Here is a 16,285-nt window from a genome sequence, read left to right on the forward strand (position 1 = left end):
GGCTCACGCGGCCGATGACCCGGCCTCTCGCCGCCGAGCCCTGCGTCTCATCGCCTTCTGGACCCTGTCCCTTGCAATCTCCAGCGCAACGTCTCTGGGCTTCAAACCCCTCTTCCTGGAGGCCTCAAGCACCTCTCTTACGTTCTTCCTGAGCTTCGTCTCGACCGTCTTGAACATCTGTTTAGGGTTATATCCACGGTACTCCGCATAGGAAGATATTACCCCGCCGACATTTGCCACAAAATCAGGTATCACCAGAATGCCCCTTCTAAACAACACTTCCTCCACCTCAGACTTCATTGGTATGTTAGATGCCTCTACCACTATCTTTGCCCGTACCTTGCCAACGTTCTCAGCTGTTATGACGTCAGAAAGGGCGGCAGGTACCAAAACGTCTACCTTCAGGCCGAAGAGGTCTTTTCCCTTGAGTACCCGGCCGGGTTTGTAATTCACCACGCTGCCCGTAGACTTTTTTATACGCATGAGTTTCTTCGGGTCCAGACCTTTTTTATTATATATAGTCCCTTTTCTATCGCTGGTAGCAACCACCTTAGCGCCGAGCTTACACAGGTGCTCGGCGGTAAAAGTACCCACGTTCCCAAAGCCCTCAATAGCCACTGTAGCGCCTCTCAGGTCCATTCCAATATGGTCAGCAGCCTCCAGCGCGGCCTGGGCGACGCCGAAACCGGTAGAGCCGAATTCATGGGGTATGCCGCACTGCTCACCCGGCGCCACACACATGTTGGCGGGCTTGCCAGTGCAGGAATTATGAGCGCCGTTTGCCTCCGCATACCAGCGCATCTCTTCCATTCCCGTTCCCACATCCGGCCCCGCGATGTAAAGCTTGGGACAAAGCGGCTTAAGCGCCCTGGCAAACGCCTCTATAAGCGCCTTCTTTTCCCTCTCCGCCAAATCCTTAGGTTCCGCCACAATACCCGATTTGGCCCCGCCGAATGGTATATCCGCAAGGGCACATTTCCAGGTCATGGTCCTTGCCAGCCGGAAGACCTCATCTGCGGTAACCATGGACGTCATCCTTATACCGCCCTTCCCGGGGCCAAAGGCGGTGTTGTCTATGACCAGAAACCCATGCAGCCCGCTCTCCGGCTCGTATACCTCCAGGACCTTCTCCGGCCCGAACTCGCCAAACTTTATCATATAGTACTCTTCCTACATTCTGAGTCTTGATTCACATGGCGACCTGCGTAATTACGGCGCAAGTACAGAGACTTTTTTATTTGACTGTAATTTTTACGGCCAGTATACTTTACTCACCGAGGCAGTTCAAGGCCACGTTTCATGGTCTTGTAAGTCTTGTAATAGTTTAGAGGAGGGTATAACAGATGCACTCGCAGGAGCATGCACACAAGGATGACAACAGCCATAAGGACCAGCCATCGACGTCTTCCCACAGTGAGAGCTGTCCGGTGGGCAGCCTGGTCTCAACAAAGTCTGTGTTCATATTGCTTATCGTGTTATGTCTGGCCTTCGGCATCACCATGATGCGGAAATACAGTAAACTTGAGGCAAAGATAGTGGCCATGGGGCTTGAGATTAATAACGACGGTACAGTACAGGTAGCGCAAAACGCCGACCCAAAGGCCGAAGAACACGCCAGGGCCCTGAGTCAGCTCGGTCACAGGCTGGGCGCACTAAAACTCAGTATGGATGAGATTGAGACCCTGTTAAAAGAGCTGGGTGTGAAGGTAGAATCGAAGAAGGCCTCGGGACCGCACGGGACACACTAACACCTGTATAGAAAAACAGACTTCGCGGCACACGCCCGGTGTACCCGGCCATATTATTCCAGCAAACCCTGACTGGCCTCGTAAGAATACATATAGCCCATAAAGCCTTCCAGGCGCGGGTCCTTGGTCCTCCCCGCAACGTCCATCGTTTCCTCCAAATATTTCCCGGCATTATGGTAGTCCTCATCATTCACATACACCAGGGCCGTTAAGAAAATGCTGCTGGTATAATCGGCGGGAAAGAACTTCTCACTAAAAACGGTCCGGGCGTCGGAGAATGCGCCAAGCGCCTTCTCCATCATCAACCTGTCTTCACCGGCGCCAAACAAATCCATGTACACGCTCCCCAAACCCATCTGGGCCCTGCCATACTGTACGGGGAATTTATCGTGGCTGGCCACTGAAAGCGTTTGTTTGAAGTAAGTTTCAGCCACACTCAAAAGGTCGCCTTTCCGCTCACCGATACTGTAAAGACGCAAACAAGCAGAACCAAGGCTGTTGCTCACGATGGCGTAGGCCCGGGGATTTTGCTCTTTCGTAAAATAGGTGGCGGCGTCTTCAAGCACCTTCACAGCCTCATCCAGGTTCTTGGTATGCTCATCTCCCGGCAACTCCTGAAGGGCCAGCCCCAAACCTACCTTCGCCTCATAAAATTCCTTTTTAAAACCACTCTCTCCGCTAAGCTTAATCGCACTGCCAAAGTCCTCAGTCGCCAAACGAACGTGTTTCTCCCTTTGCACCGTCCTTAGCGTGAGATAAGAAAAACCGAGACGAATCCGCAATGTGACATAATCCCGTGGAGACTTTTCCTTGGTGTGGCGCGCAAGCAATTCCTCATAAGCCTCGATATCCTTTAAAAGCTCGTCCGTACTCTTATACGCATAAAGGGGCTCAAACGGTTTTTGCCCAAGTTCTTCTATATTTACTTCTACTCTCTCCCCACCCTTTTCCTCCAAGACCGCCTGAGACTGGGCATAACACACGCCGCCGGACGTGCCGCAGTCTAAAATCGCCATACAAAAGGCACTCGCCAGTAAAATATGCACGAACAGCCGCAGGTTTCTCATGGTAGTGTCATCCCCAAATGTTTCCGTCCGCTCCAATTATGTCAATTGTTAAGATTCGAAAAGGGTTTATAATCTATGGGGAACAATTTAGCAAGGTTATTTGACTGAACACTTTACTTATACCATTAATTACTCTCAAATAATGAACATCGTCTCCGTAAGCAGGCGAACGGACATACCCGCATTCTACCCCGGCTGGTTTATGCGCCGCATAATGGAGGGGCATGTCCGGTACGTTAACCCCTTCGGCGGGCAGGAACACGAGGTATCCCTGCGGCCCGAAGACGTACATGCATTCGTATTCTGGTCGAAGAATTATGGCCCGTTAATGAGATACCTGCCTGAGCTTGAGGGAAGAGGATACGACTTCTACTTCCACTTCACAATAACCGGTCTCCCCGGAACGTTTGAGAACCTCGTCATACCCCTGGACGACGCGGTCACAACCTTTCGTCTGCTGTCAGGGCGCTACGGACCCAGGCGCGTTCAGTGGAGGTTTGACCCGATTATAATCTCCAACCTTACGGGGCCGGATTTTTACGTAACACGTTTTAAAGAAATCGCGTCCCGTCTCCAGGGGGCCACAGAGCGCTGCTACTTCAGCTTCGTGTGCGTGTACTCAAAGGTTCGCAGGAACCTGGACGTGCTCGTGAATAACTACAACATCACCTGCCGCGATCCGTCCGCCACGGACAAAACGGACCTGACCGGGAGACTGAAGGAAATAGCCGACAGCTACGGCATAACACTCTACTCATGCTGTCAAGAGGCGCTGGCGACGGGGGGCGTAAGACAGGCGCAGTGCGTCGACGGCGAACTGCTCTTTGAACTTTTTTCCCACAAGCCCAGGCAGACAAAGATAAACCCGACACGCAAGGGCTGTCGTTGTGTCATAAGCAGAGACATCGGGGCCTACGACACCTGCCCGCACGGCTGCGTATACTGCTACGCCAACATGAACAAGGAGCTGGCACAAAAAAGGTTCCAGATGCACGACCCGTCAAGCGACATCCTGACACCTGCCCAAACCCCTCCAAACAAACCGGCGGACGTTCAGCCCCGGGCATGACCGTGCCACTACTTACCTTCACAGGTAAGTCACGGCTTCATAAAAAAAGGGGAGGACAAATGTCCTCCCCTTTAGATCAATTCCGCGCAAGCAATGCCCTGGGACATTGCCCTATGTATTACCCCTTACGGCCTTATTTCCCCGACTCACCGCTCAGGGCGGGTTCAGGAGGATGCACCTCCTCAAAGGACAGCTCACCGTCCTCAACCGTGACTGCTATTGTGGCGCCGTTAACGAACTTACCCTGAAGGAGTTCCTCCGCCATGGGGTCCTCTACCTGGTTTTCAATGGCGCGCCGCAATGGTCTGGCACCAAAGTGGGGGTCGTAACCTTTATCAATAATGTAATCAAGGGCCTTATCGTCCAGAGAGATTGTAATGTTGTAATTGCTCAGTCTCTTTTTAAGCTCATCGAGTTCTATCTGGATAATCTCCATGAGGTCTTTCTTGGTGAGCGCCTTAAACACTATTACACCGTCAATGCGGTTCAGGAACTCAGGCCTGAACTGTTTCTCCACCACCTTCATTAACTGTTCCTTCATGGCCGCGTATGACTGCTCCCCCGCGGTTTTCTTGAAGCCCACGGTGACCTGGTTCTTTATAACCTCCGCACCGACGTTTGAGGTCATGATAAGCACCACGTTACGGAAGTCCACCTTTCTGCCAAAGCTGTCGGTAAGCCTCCCCTCCTCCATTATCTGGAGCAGCATGTTGAAGACGTCCGAATGAGCCTTCTCTATCTCATCGAGGAGTACCACCGCATACGGCCTGCGGCGAATTCTCTCTGTAAGCTGACCACCCTCCTCGTAGCCTACATAGCCTGGAGGGGCACCGATAAGTCTGGAGACGTTGTGCTTTTCCATGTATTCCGACATGTCTATCTGAACCAGCGCCCCTTCCTCACCGAACATAAACTTGGCAAGGCTCTTTGCGAGATGAGTCTTACCAACGCCTGATGGGCCAACGAAGATAAACGTGGCTACCGGACGCCCAGGGTCCTTCAGCCCGGCCCTTGAGCGGCGGATGGCCTTGGCGATGGCCTTTACGGCCTCATCCTGACTCACCACCATCTTGTGGAGCTCTTCCTCCAGATGGAGCAGTTTCTTTGCCTCCTCGGTCTCCATTCTTGTGAGCGGTATTCCCGTCATCTTTGAAACCACCTCCGTCACGACATCATCATCGACGATGGCGGCCACCTCTGCGCACCTTTCTTTCCAGTTGCGCTCAATGGATTCCTTTTTTTTCTTGAGCTTGTCGGCCTTGTCCCTGAGGCGCGCAGCCCTCTCAAAATCCTGTACGGCTACAGACTCGTCTTTGTCTTTATCGAGTTTTCCCATCTCCAGCTCAATATGCTTCAGGTCCGGCGGCTGTGCCATGTTTTTCAGCCTGACCCTTGCGCTGGCCTCGTCGATAACGTCAATGGCCTTATCGGGCAGGAACCTTCCGGTAATATAGCGGCTGGAGAGTTCTGTGGCCGCTATTATGGCATTTTCAGTAATCTTGACTTTATGATGAGCCTCGTAGCGTGTCTTCAGTCCTTTAAGAATCTCCACGGTATCCGATTTATTCGGCGGGTCCACAATTATGGTCTGGAAACGTCTCTCCAGCGCACCGTCCTTTTCTATGTACTTGCGGTACTCATCCAGTGTGGTTGCGCCTATACACTGGATTTCACCCCTGGAGAGTGCCGGCTTAAGGACGTTAGAGGCGTCTATCGCACCCTCGGCCCCGCCTGCGCCAACGAGCGTATGAAGCTCATCGATAAAGAGGATGACGTTCTTTGCACGACGCACCTCGGACATGACCGCCTTTATCCTCTCCTCAAACTGCCCTCTATATTTCGTTCCTGCCACTATCATGGCAAGGTCGAGGGCCACGATGCGGCGGCCGCCGAGTATCTCGGGCACACTGCAATTCACTATGGACTGTGCCAGACCCTCTACAATCGCCGTTTTGCCGACACCCGCCTCCCCAAGGAGCACGGGGTTATTCTTCGTGCGGCGGCACAACACCTGTATGACCCTTTCAATAACCTCCTGACGGCCGATAACCGGGTCAAGCTCTGAATCCCTGGCCTGCTGAGTAAGGTCGCGCCCAAAGGAGTCCAGCGCAGGGGTTTTAGATTTACCCCTCCTTTCTTCCTTCTCCGGGCCTTCGCCGGGATGCGCCGATTCGGCGCCTAAAAGATTTATGACCTCTTCCCTGACGTCTTCAAGCTTAACGCCTAAGTTCAGAAGCACCTGGGCAGCCACACCCTCGTGCTCCCTCAGAAGGCCGAGAAGCAGGTGTTCGGTGCCAATGTAGTTGTGGCCCAAATTCTTCGCCTCTTCCATCGAGAACTCCAGCACCTTCTTCACCTTTGGCGTAAACGGAAGCTGCCCCACCGACACCAGGTCGGGACCCGTTTGAACTATCTTCTCAACCTCTATACGTATCTTCTTAAGCTCAATATCCAGGTTCTGGAGCACGTTGGCTGCGACACCACTGCCTTCCTTTACAAGGCCCAGGAGTATATGCTCCGTCCCTATATATTCGTGGTTGTACCGTCTGGCCTCTTCTCTGGCCAGCGCCATCACCTTTCTTGCCCTGTCTGTAAACTTGTCAAACATGAACTTCCTTCCTTCTAATTAGTATTACTCAAACGCTTTCTTACAAAGGTAGCCCGTAATTCATTCCTTTGGGTCGCTTCCAGCTCTTTACCTTCCAGTTTCTGTAAATGTGCCGGAAGGGTAAGTATAAAAAGCTCATTGAGTGTTTCAAGGGATAAGTCTTTAAATAATCCGAGGTTTACGCCCAGCCGCACCTGCGATATAAGATGCATCGTCTCTTCAGAGGACAGCATCCTTGCCATCTTAAGCATGCCGTACGAGCGCCAGACCCTGTCTTCCAACTGTTTCCTGTTATCTGTCACCAGGGCCTCCCTTGCCATACGTTCATAACTGGTAATATTCGGGACTACGCTCTCTACTATTTCAATGATTTCCGCCTCCGACTTACCCAGGGTAAACTGGTTTGAAATCTGGTAAAGGTCACCGAGTACCTGGGTTCCTTCTCCATACAGCCCTCTCACTATCAGACCCAGCTTACCGACGGCGCTAAAAACCTTTTCAACGTGATGAGTAAGGCCGAGGGCGGGCAGATGTAACATAACGGAGGCCCTCATGCCCGTGCCTACGTTCGTGGGACAGGCGGTCAGGTAGCCAAAAGTGGGGCTGAAGGCATATTTCAATTCCTTCTCCAGGATGTTGTCTATTTCGTCTATTACCTTCCAGGTCCCTCTGAGCTCAAAGCCAGACCGTATTACCTGTATTCTCAGGTGGTCCTCCTCGTTGACCATAACGCTGACGGTCTCCGACTTGCCGAAGGCGACTCCCCGCTCACCATCCCCACCCGCGTGCTCCCTGCTTATCAGCCGCCGTTCCACCAAGAAGAGCCTGTCAACGGCGCTTATATCAGAAAGTCTTATATAATGGAGGTCTTTCGTGTCATTGGCGCGTTTAATCTTTTGCCTTATAAGCCCCTCTATTTCCCTTTTTTGCTCGGTGTTGGCCCTGCTGAGGAAGGGGAAGTTAGCCAGGTTTCTTGCCAACCTGATCCTCGTGCTTATTACAGTGTCGGCCTCGGGGCCCGTACCCCTAAGCCAGTCACCTGTTTTATTATAAAGTTCTCTTAGCATCATCACTCCCAGAGAGTTCAAATATGCGGTCGCGTATCTTTGCGGCCTTCTCGTAGTCTTCCTTCTCGACCGCTTTGTCCAACTCCTTCCTGAGTTGAAGCACCTCGTTCTTGACCACCAGTTCTTTTCCTGCACGGCTGGGCACCTTGCCTATATGCTGTGACGAACCGTGCATCTTATCCAGCAGCGGCACGATACCCTTCTTAAAGGCCATGTAATCCATCGGACAGCCGAGCCTGCCGCTTGAACGAAACTCCAGATACGATATCCCGCACGCCGGACATACCGTCTTAGACATTTCACTAATCTCAGGCGCCACCTGGTTTATAAGGTTGGTGAGTATGTCCGTGGGAGAAGGCATCTTCACCAGTTGGTTATTCAGATTGTGGGCACACTCGTCACACAGATGCTGCTCCTTCTTCTCGCTGCCGGTAATCTCTGTAAGGTGTACCGTGGCGTGTCTTTTGTTGCAAGATTCACATTTCATCGGGGTCAACCCTTTAACAATAAATGAAACTCCGATAAATTCCCGGAGATTATACTTATGTTGTTATCTCTTCTCCCACTTTAACAGGTCTACAACCTCTGCCAAGGTCATTTTTCCCTTTTTTATTTCCGCCCTGATTCTGTTTTCCTTTTCCAGCCAGTCCATCGCATGGTTTACCATTACCTCGGCCTCTCTCGCGGCAACCACCATCAAACCGTCGTCATCACCGACAATCCAATCGCCCGCGCAGACGGTAATTCCCGATATGTTCACGGGAACCCCTATCTCACCAAACCCCTTTGGCTCGCCGGCGTTTGGCATTACCATCCTGGCAAAGACCGGAAATCCTGATTCGCGTATCTCAGAGGTATCTCTGACCGCGCCGTTTATGACGACTCCCGCAAGACCCTTCTGAAGGGCGCTCAGCGTTGCGAGTTCGCCCCAGATGGCAGGGCCGACCCCGCCAGCGTCCACAACCAGAACCTGTCCCTTCTCAGCAACGTCTATGGCCTCGACTGGTTTCGCCCAGTCACCGGGATAACACCTCACCGTCAGGGCTGTTCCAACCATTTTTACCCCTTTGGTGATTGCCTCAAACCCGGTCATGCCGGCGGCGCGATGGCTCCCATCTGATATATTAGACGTGGAAACCTTGAGCAACGCATCCTTTACACCGTTCCCGGAGACCCTCTTGTAAAGCCTCGTGGGGATACTCTTGACCTTAAGGATGGCCTCTTTTATCTCCCGCGTGGCCTCTCTTGCATCGGCGGCCTTGCTTATGGCGCCGCCTACCACTACGATCTCGGCCCCGGCCTTTGCGGCGTCTGCCGCATTCTCTGAATTTATTCCACCTGCTACGGCAACGGGTATACCTGTCTGGCCGGTTATTTCCTTCAGCTTGTCGAACGGCTGTATGCCCTTCATCTGGTCGTCTACAGCCACATGGACATTGAGGTAACTGGCACCCCAGCCCTCTACCTCTTTTGCGCGCCGCGAAGCTTCCTTAACTCCCAGCAGGTCCACACCTACGTCAAGACCGTAATTACGCCCGGCCGCTATACACTCCTTTATCGTAGCGTCGGACGCGGCACCCATTACCACGGCATAACGTGCACCCGCCTTGGCCGCCATCTCCATCTCCGTACGGCCGGCGTCCATGGTCTTCATGTCGGCCACGATCGGGATATGAGGAAAGGTCTCATGCAGCTTCCTTACCACGTTGAGGCCTTCACTCTTTATCAGGGGCGTACCTGCCTCCAGCCTGTCCGCCCCGCCTCCCACAGACTCTTCCGCAACCTTGAAGGCCCTGTGCAGGTCTACAAAATCTAGCGCTACTTGCAGGATGGGCAACATCCCACACACCAACTTTTAAAAGAACTATTCAAAGTAAGAGGCCCCGCACCGGTCTGACTCCCAGACTGATACCTTTCGCAAAGTGACCTCTTTTGGTAATTTCTTGGAGAACTCAGCGTAAAGAACCCTGGATATGTTTTCCGTGGTGGGATTATCCTTCCTGAAATATGCAAGCTCGTTAAGGTTTTTGTGGTCAAAGGCCTCAAGGATCTCCCTCGCTATACCCTTTATGTCCTTAAAATCTAAAACCATGCCCACGCCGTCCAGTCTCTCCGCACTCAGTACTATCTGAACCTTCCAGTTATGGCCATGTACGTTTTCACACTTACCGTGGTATTCTCTAAGCGAGTGCGCGGCAGCAAAATCCGTCTCTACCATCAGTTCGTACATTTAGTTTCTTTGTTATAGGTGGGGCGCCAAAAGCTAGTCTTTGAGCAAACGGACCTACTATTTCTTTCGCTGCACGGGACACCATAAAGAACAACTACTTGTAGATGGCGCTAAAGGCCAATCCGGTTACAACGGATACTAGCATTGAGGGTGTTAAAAGTCAAGATTATTTGTTACTTGCCGGTTCTCTTAAATTGTTTGTCTAACTCCTCTAAGGAGAAAAACAGGGTGGTGGGACGGCCATGAGGACAGTGCGACAGCGGCTCGGTATCTTTCCGCCTTTCAAGCAGGGCAACGAGTTCCTGTGAACTAAGTTTCTGCCCGGATTTAACGGCACCCCTGCAGGCCAGGACCTTTATTATCCGGTCAGTCATCTGCTCGCCTGTAAGCCTTTCCCTGGTATCTTCGAGGAGCCCTTTTATAAGTTCTTTTGAGTCAACGTCTTTAAGTATCTGAGGAACGGCGCGTACGATGACACTGTTGCGGCCAAACTCCTCCAGCTCGAGCCCAAGCCTTTCCAGTACGTCCTTTAATTCCAGGATACGGAAAAAATCCTCTGGGCTCAGTTCCAAAAGTTCAGGTATAAGCAACCTCTGGCTGGATAACGTCTTTTCCTGAATTGTGCCCTTTATATCGTGATAAAGCGCGGCCTCGTGTAAGGCGTGCTGGTCAATGATGTTAATACCTTTGGGGGTCTCTTCAACTATGTATGCGGAGTGAAGCTGCACAAACCGCCCGTAACCCGTCTCCGCAGTCTCCCTGCCGGGCGTAACCGCAGGGGTTCTGGGTAGAAGCGACCCGGTTACGCCGCCTGAGCCGCATCTATCGAACATTTTTGGAGGAACCCTGACATCCTGAGACGCTCCGGTATTTGCATCTGCCCCGGATGGAGCGGCTGACGGCGGTACAAGTCCCGGCTGTAACTGGTTCAGGGCCTTTTTGACGGCCTGCAACACCTGGCCGTAAACCCTGGAACCGTCCCTGAACCGAACCTCCAGCTTAGTGGGATGAACGTTTACGTCTACAGACGACGGGTCTATGTCAAGCGACAGAAAGATTATCGGAAACCTGCCCGGCGGCAACAGGGCCCGGTAGGCGTTGTTTATGGCATGGGTCAGGCCCGCATCCTTTATGGGCCTGCCGTTGAGGAATACAAATTGCATCCGGGTGTTCGTTCGGTACTGCGAGGGTGGCAGGGCATAACCCCTGACCTCAAGCCCGGGCTCCCTGGAACTTATGGGAACAATGTCCCTGGCCAGCTCCTCACCGTAATACGCCGCAATCCTCTCTTTCAGGCTAGAGGTGGAGGGGAGGTTGAATACCTCACGACCGTTGTGCGAGAACACAAAATGCACCGCCGGATGAGAAAGCGTCAGTTTGGCAAGCATATCTGAGATATGCGACATTTCGGCCGGGGTGGATTTAAGAAATTTTCTCCGGGCGGGTATGTTAAAAAAGAGTTCCTTCACCTCTACCTGCGTACCATCCGGGGCACCCACGTATTTGTGTTTCCCGCGGTCGCCTCCCTTTACCTCGACCTCCGCCCCCTGTCCGGCGCCCCTGGCGCAAGAGACTACCCTGGCCATAGACACCGCGCCGATACTGGCAAGCGCCTCGCCCCTGAAGCCCATGGTATATATGGCCTCAAGGTCCTCAATGGCGGCAATCTTACTCGTGGCATGTTTCAGGAAGACCTTGGCCAGGTCATCCGCAGGGATGCCCACACCGTCGTCCGCCACGCGAATCAGGGTCTTACCCCCCTCGACCAGCTCTACGTCAATCCTGGTTGAACCGGCGTCTATCGAGTTCTCCACCAGTTCTTTCACTACAGAAGAAGGCCGCTCGATAACCTCACCGGCGGAGATCTTTCTCGCAACGTCCGGGGAAAGGACCTGTATCCGGCCCAAAGAATCCTGTTGCTTTTGCATCAAGAAAACCCTCTGCCACTAAGGCCGTTAACTATCTCGTCATATCCCTCCCCATGACTGGAGAGCTCAACCTTTCTCGTCGTCGGACCTTCTATAGACATGGAAATCTTCAGGTAACTATCGGGAAGACATTCCTCAACCCTGTCGGCCCACTCGACCACAGAGACCCCGTTCCCCCAGAAAATCTCGTCGCAACCTAGCTCATACATCTCCCTCGCCCCCTCCAGCCGGTAGGCATCAAAATGGTAGATCGGCACGCGGGCCTTATACTCGGCTATCAGTAAAAAGCTGGCGCTCCTCACCTCTCTCGCGTCACTGATACCAAGTCCCTCAGCCAGTCCCTTCACCAGTGTAGTCTTACCGGAACCCAAGCTGCCCATGAGCGCGACCACGCCGCCGGGTTCCAGAAGCCCGCCTATCCTGCGGCCGAGCGCCACTGTCTCCTCCTCGCTGGAGGTGGTGACAACACACGCTACCTGGGCGTCATCAGATGTGCTCATATCCTTCAGGCCTTATTCTTCCGAGTTTCCCGCTGTTATCTTCTTTAAGAAAAAGCCCCCTCTCCCTGCGTATGTGGCCTATCCCGGTAACGGGGACCTTTAGCGGCAGGTTCTTGCCTGTAAGTCTCTCTGCATGCGATTTGCCAAGTGTGAACAAGAGTTCGTAGTCCTCCCCGTCCGTCAGTGCATGATACAGGGGGGTTTTACCGGTCCTGCGCGCGAGCCTGCGGGCGGCACGGGAAACGGGTATCTGTTTTTCGTATAAGACGGCCCCGACACCGCTATCTTCCAGTATATGACCCAGGTCTAGGGAGAGACCGTCGCTTATGTCTATCATGGAATGCAGCCTGAAATTTTTATTCAAATAGACGGCCTCCTCCAGTCTGGGGTCGAAGCGCATGTGTTTACCTAATATAGACCCTCCAAGTTCACCCGTGACCATTATGACGTCGCCCGGTCTCGCTCCGGAACGGAGGACGGGTCTAAGTCCGTCTGTCTCACCAAGCACCGTAACGTTTATAAACAGAGGCCCCTTGCCGCTCACGGTGTCTCCACCGGCCACCGTCACTCCGTACTTCGCGGCCGCGCTATTCAACCCACGGGTAAGCTGCCGGGCAAAACTCATGGGCGTAGAGCGCGGGAAGGCGATAGACACGAGGGCAAAGGTGGCCCTGCATCCCATGGCCGCCACGTCACTCAGGCTTGAGGCGATGGCCTTTCTGCCCAACTCCCTGGGGCTGGCGTCCTTGAGGTTGAAGTGGGTCCCTTCAAGGAGGGTGTCCGTGCTAAGCACACAGAGCCCCTTCGGCACCCTTACGACCGCCGCGTCGTCTCCGATGCCAGTCAGGACGTTCTTTGACACCCCCTGGACTTCCTTGAGATATTTGATATATTCGCTTTCACGCATGGGCTGACGGGTATGGGTAAAATCTTTTCCCACTGCCTGTACGTTCAATTATAAGGAGAGGGGGCTGGATTTCTATTTGATTTTTAAAATCCTTTCTGTCAGTACGGGAACGGACATTATGGGGAATTGTCACTAAAACCCTGCCTATGGAAAAGACCACACGCATCATCACCCTCCTTGAAAAGGAATATCCCGGGACCGGGCTGGCGCTGGAGTTTAAGTCACCGCTCGAACTACTTATAGCCCTTATACTTGCGGCGCAGTGCACCGACGAAAGGGTAAACCGGGTAACCCGCGTTTTATTCAAGAAATACCGCCGCGCCGGGGATTACGCCATGGCAGACCTCGCGACACTTGAGGGAGAGATACGGTCCACGGGATTTTTTAGAAACAAGGCGAAGAGTATAAAGGCGTGCACCGGAGATATCGCGAAAAAATTCGGGGGTAAAGTACCTGAAAATCCGGAAGACCTCCTAAAACTTCACTGCGTGGGCCGGAAGACGGCCAATATCGTCCTCGGCAATGCGTTTGGGATACCCGCCATCGGGGTGGACACCCATGTCGGGCGCCTGGCGCAGCGCATAGGGCTGGCCAGATCGAAAAACCCGGACAAGATAGAGGCCGAACTGACGGCCGCCATCCCGAAGAACAAGTGGATTAAATTCTGCCACCTGCTCCAAGACCACGGCAGAAAGGTCTGCGTCGCACGAAAACCCCTGTGTTATCAGTGCGTTATCGAGAAATACTGCAACTATTCTGATAAAACTGCGGAGCCGAAGTAGTAAGATAGCAGGGGCATGGCATGCCGTGTCCCTGCTATAAAATATTTTTCTTTTACAAGCTAATCATACTTGAGCACATCTAATCAATACGCCTCTCTACGGTAGCTCACACCCACAACGGTAAGCATATACTAATATCTTAGTAATTTTTGCCATAGATTTTTCTTTGGCTCTTTTCTCTACAAAGACCTTTGTCGCGTCTTCCCTACTATCTCCCTTTCTTCCTGCACTTTATCAGGCGGCATATGCCCATGACGTTTACGCCCTCTATGTGCTCGATGACAAGGCCGGATTCGGCTATAAGGACCCCAAAGTCCACGTTCCTCCCCAGCCCCATCGCCTCGCGGATGGGTTGGAACTTTCGTTCGAACCAGGCCACTATACCGTTTGACGCATTAACATAGTTGAGTATATAGACCTCGCCGTCGTCCTTACAGACCCTGGCCATCTCCTTCATCACCTTCAAGGGCTCAGGCACCACACTTATCACGTGGGCGGCCACCACCTTGTCAAACCGCCCGTCCGGGAAATCCAGACTGCCGGCGTCCATCTCGCGAATCTCCACGTTGGAAAGGTTCATGGAGGTCTTTCTCTTTTCGGCCTCTGCCAGCATCTCCGTGGAGATATCTATACCCACCACCCTGGCGTACTTGGGATAACGCGGGAGTGAGACGCCCGTCCCAACACCCACCTCCAGTATCTCCTGCCCTGCCTTTATGTCCATAAGCCTGATGGCCGCTAGTCTCCCGGGGGCATAAAGCCTCCCGAAGATGCCGTCGTAAAAGTAGGAGTGAATGGCGTATACGCTCTTTATCTTGTCTATTTTCATCAAATATTATCTAGTAGTTCACCAGGGCCCTGCATATAGAGTCCTGGACCTTCTTAATCTTTGCGTTAGAGGCCTTAAAGTCGTTAATGAGAATAGAAAAGGCCAGCCTCTTGCCACTCAGCGTCTCCACGTATCCCGAAAGGGCACTGGCCTTGGAGATATAACCCGTCTTCGCCCTCACCCGGCCCTTATAAGGCTCCTTCTTGAGCCGGCGGCCCATGGTGCCGGACGTGCCGGAAACGGACAGCGACGAGTAAAACACGTCGCCTTCACCATGTTTGTACATGTAGGCGAGTATGTCTACCAGCATGCGGGGGGAGAGCCTGTTGTTCCTTGAAAGGCCTGAACCGTCGGCAATCGTGTACCTGTCGGGAGGGTGTCCAAGCTCCAGCAAAAATTCTTCCAGCACCTCGCGGCCGGCGGCAAAACTGCCCTCGCCCTTTATCTCCATCCCAAGTGTCTTCAGTATCTGCTCCGCATAAAAATTCTGGCTCTTTGTATTGGCAACCTTAACGGACTGCGCCATCGTTGAGGCCGTCGAGGCAAGTTCATGTAACTCCCCTGGCGAACTCACGTCCTCCCCGGCTATCAACCGTACACGGCCGTCTACCCTGATGCCGTTTCGTTCAAGGACCTCCCTGAAGACGCTGGCAAGAAACAGCGGGGGGTCATCGACCGTCACAAAGTGTGTCGCGGGCAGGTGCCCGCGCCTGACCTTCCCCTTTACAAATATCTCGTTAGCACCGGGCTTTCTATAAACAATGAAATTCGCGCCCTTCTTTTTCTTGGTCATGCGGCTTGAATTGTGTACCCTTACGTACCGGGTATTGGGTTCTTTGACAACCCTTACCCCGCCGTCATCGCCGGGCACCATGCGAAGTTCTATACAGTTATCGTTAAAGGACAGCGCGCTGACCGGTGCGCAGTACCACCTGGTGAGCTGGTTCCGCGGCCAATCGGGGTGGACGTGCTCCCTGTCAAACCACGTATCGTCCGCAATGACGTCTCCGCCGATCTCCGTTATGCCGGCCTTGCCCAGCTCCAGGGCCCAATGCTCCAGTACCGCCGTGCTGCGGCCCTCGTGGAAACGACCCGATATGTTCGGGTCGCCGCCTCCTTTGATGATTAGATCGCCGTTTAACACCCCTCCCTCTGAGACGTCCCCACGGCCGTAGACGGTGGTCACAAACCGGTATTCGGGTCCCAGGTATTCCAGCGCAGCGGCGGTCGTAAGAAGCTTCATGTTGGACGCCACTATAAAAAGCCTGTCACTGTTGAGGCTGTAAAGTTCCTTCTCACCGGGGAGGGAAACAACGCAGATACCGACAGACGCGCCTTTCAACGAGGAAGAAGAAGAAGTCAGGACATGCTTGATCTTCTTCCCCAGGGTCCCGTCATCAGGACCGGCACATAGACGGGCCTCCAGGGCGATAAGGACCAAACATGAGGCAAGAACCAGTTTCAGAAGCCGAAACGCCGCCCTTTTCTTTGTTCCCTTACATCTTGATGCCACAATCATTCTAAGAGTGGCTGGCATGACAGCATGTACG

15 protein-coding genes are annotated in these 16,285 nt (G+C 53.2%); 3 read left to right on the forward strand and 12 right to left on the reverse strand.

Going from position 1 to position 16,285, the window contains the following annotated elements; translation table 11 throughout:
• Positions 1-3: 3 nt before the first annotated feature.
• On the reverse strand, positions 4-1,158 hold the full coding sequence (locus NOU37_02055) for a Glu/Leu/Phe/Val dehydrogenase (GenBank protein MCQ4574017.1): 1,155 nt from the start codon (positions 1,156-1,158) through the stop codon (positions 4-6).
• A gap of 185 nt (positions 1,159-1,343) precedes the next feature.
• Between NOU37_02055 and NOU37_02060 the strand changes: the two genes are divergently transcribed.
• Positions 1,344-1,748 (forward strand): hypothetical protein, encoded by a 405-nt coding sequence (locus tag NOU37_02060; GenBank protein ID MCQ4574018.1) that lies wholly within the window; start codon positions 1,344-1,346, stop codon positions 1,746-1,748.
• Between the two features lie 53 nt (positions 1,749-1,801).
• On the opposite strand, the gene NOU37_02065 is transcribed toward NOU37_02060, so the two are convergent.
• Entirely contained in the window at positions 1,802-2,764 is a 963-nt protein-coding gene (locus NOU37_02065; protein ID MCQ4574019.1) for a hypothetical protein, read from the reverse strand.
• A gap of 151 nt (positions 2,765-2,915) precedes the next feature.
• On the opposite strand from NOU37_02065, the gene NOU37_02070 reads away from it, so the two are divergent.
• Positions 2,916-3,884 (forward strand): DUF1848 domain-containing protein, encoded by a 969-nt coding sequence (locus NOU37_02070; protein ID MCQ4574020.1) that lies wholly within the window; start codon positions 2,916-2,918, stop codon positions 3,882-3,884.
• 133 nt (positions 3,885-4,017) lie between these two features.
• Here NOU37_02070 and NOU37_02075 read toward each other — a convergent pair whose 3' ends face one another.
• The 8 genes from NOU37_02075 to thiL form a co-directional block, all read right to left on the reverse strand.
• A complete protein-coding gene (locus NOU37_02075; protein MCQ4574021.1) occupies positions 4,018-6,492 on the reverse strand; it encodes an ATP-dependent Clp protease ATP-binding subunit in 2,475 nt (824 codons plus the stop codon).
• 14 nt (positions 6,493-6,506) lie between these two features.
• Entirely contained in the window at positions 6,507-7,562 is a 1,056-nt protein-coding gene (locus tag NOU37_02080) for a protein arginine kinase (GenBank protein MCQ4574022.1), read from the reverse strand.
• A complete protein-coding gene (locus NOU37_02085; GenBank protein ID MCQ4574023.1) occupies positions 7,540-8,046 on the reverse strand; it encodes a UvrB/UvrC motif-containing protein in 507 nt (168 codons plus the stop codon). Before NOU37_02085 ends, NOU37_02080 begins: the two co-directional genes overlap by 23 nt.
• Before the next feature lie 63 nt (positions 8,047-8,109).
• Complete coding sequence (locus tag NOU37_02090; protein MCQ4574024.1) at positions 8,110-9,399, reverse strand: orotidine 5'-phosphate decarboxylase; 1,290 nt, start codon at positions 9,397-9,399, stop codon at positions 8,110-8,112.
• A gap of 24 nt (positions 9,400-9,423) precedes the next feature.
• On the reverse strand, positions 9,424-9,789 hold the full coding sequence (gene queD, locus NOU37_02095) for a 6-carboxytetrahydropterin synthase QueD (GenBank protein ID MCQ4574025.1): 366 nt from the start codon (positions 9,787-9,789) through the stop codon (positions 9,424-9,426).
• Between the two features lie 173 nt (positions 9,790-9,962).
• The gene (mutL, locus tag NOU37_02100) at positions 9,963-11,717 is read right to left on the reverse strand and encodes a DNA mismatch repair endonuclease MutL (GenBank protein ID MCQ4574026.1); all 1,755 of its coding nucleotides are present in this window, start codon (positions 11,715-11,717) and stop codon (positions 9,963-9,965) included.
• The gene (gene tsaE, locus NOU37_02105) at positions 11,717-12,217 is read right to left on the reverse strand and encodes a tRNA (adenosine(37)-N6)-threonylcarbamoyltransferase complex ATPase subunit type 1 TsaE (GenBank protein ID MCQ4574027.1); all 501 of its coding nucleotides are present in this window, start codon (positions 12,215-12,217) and stop codon (positions 11,717-11,719) included. Before tsaE ends, mutL begins: the two co-directional genes overlap by 1 nt.
• Positions 12,204-13,157 carry a thiamine-phosphate kinase gene (gene thiL / locus NOU37_02110; GenBank protein MCQ4574028.1) on the reverse strand — a complete coding sequence of 318 codons (954 nt, stop codon included), beginning with the start codon at positions 13,155-13,157 and terminating at the stop codon, positions 12,204-12,206. Before thiL ends, tsaE begins: the two co-directional genes overlap by 14 nt.
• 113 nt (positions 13,158-13,270) lie before the next feature.
• Between thiL and nth the strand changes: the two genes are divergently transcribed.
• Positions 13,271-13,906 (forward strand): endonuclease III, encoded by a 636-nt coding sequence (nth, locus tag NOU37_02115; GenBank protein ID MCQ4574029.1) that lies wholly within the window; start codon positions 13,271-13,273, stop codon positions 13,904-13,906.
• 208 nt (positions 13,907-14,114) lie between these two features.
• Here nth and NOU37_02120 read toward each other — a convergent pair whose 3' ends face one another.
• Complete coding sequence (locus NOU37_02120) at positions 14,115-14,735, reverse strand: class I SAM-dependent methyltransferase (GenBank protein ID MCQ4574030.1); 621 nt, start codon at positions 14,733-14,735, stop codon at positions 14,115-14,117.
• Positions 14,736-14,745: 10 nt separating this feature from the next.
• Entirely contained in the window at positions 14,746-16,248 is a 1,503-nt protein-coding gene (dacB, locus tag NOU37_02125) for a D-alanyl-D-alanine carboxypeptidase/D-alanyl-D-alanine-endopeptidase (GenBank protein MCQ4574031.1), read from the reverse strand.
• Positions 16,249-16,285: the final 37 nt, after the last annotated feature.

Source organism: Candidatus Bathyanammoxibius amoris (assembly GCA_024451685.1).
GTDB lineage: Bacteria > Planctomycetota > Brocadiia > Brocadiales > Bathyanammoxibiaceae > Bathyanammoxibius > Bathyanammoxibius amoris.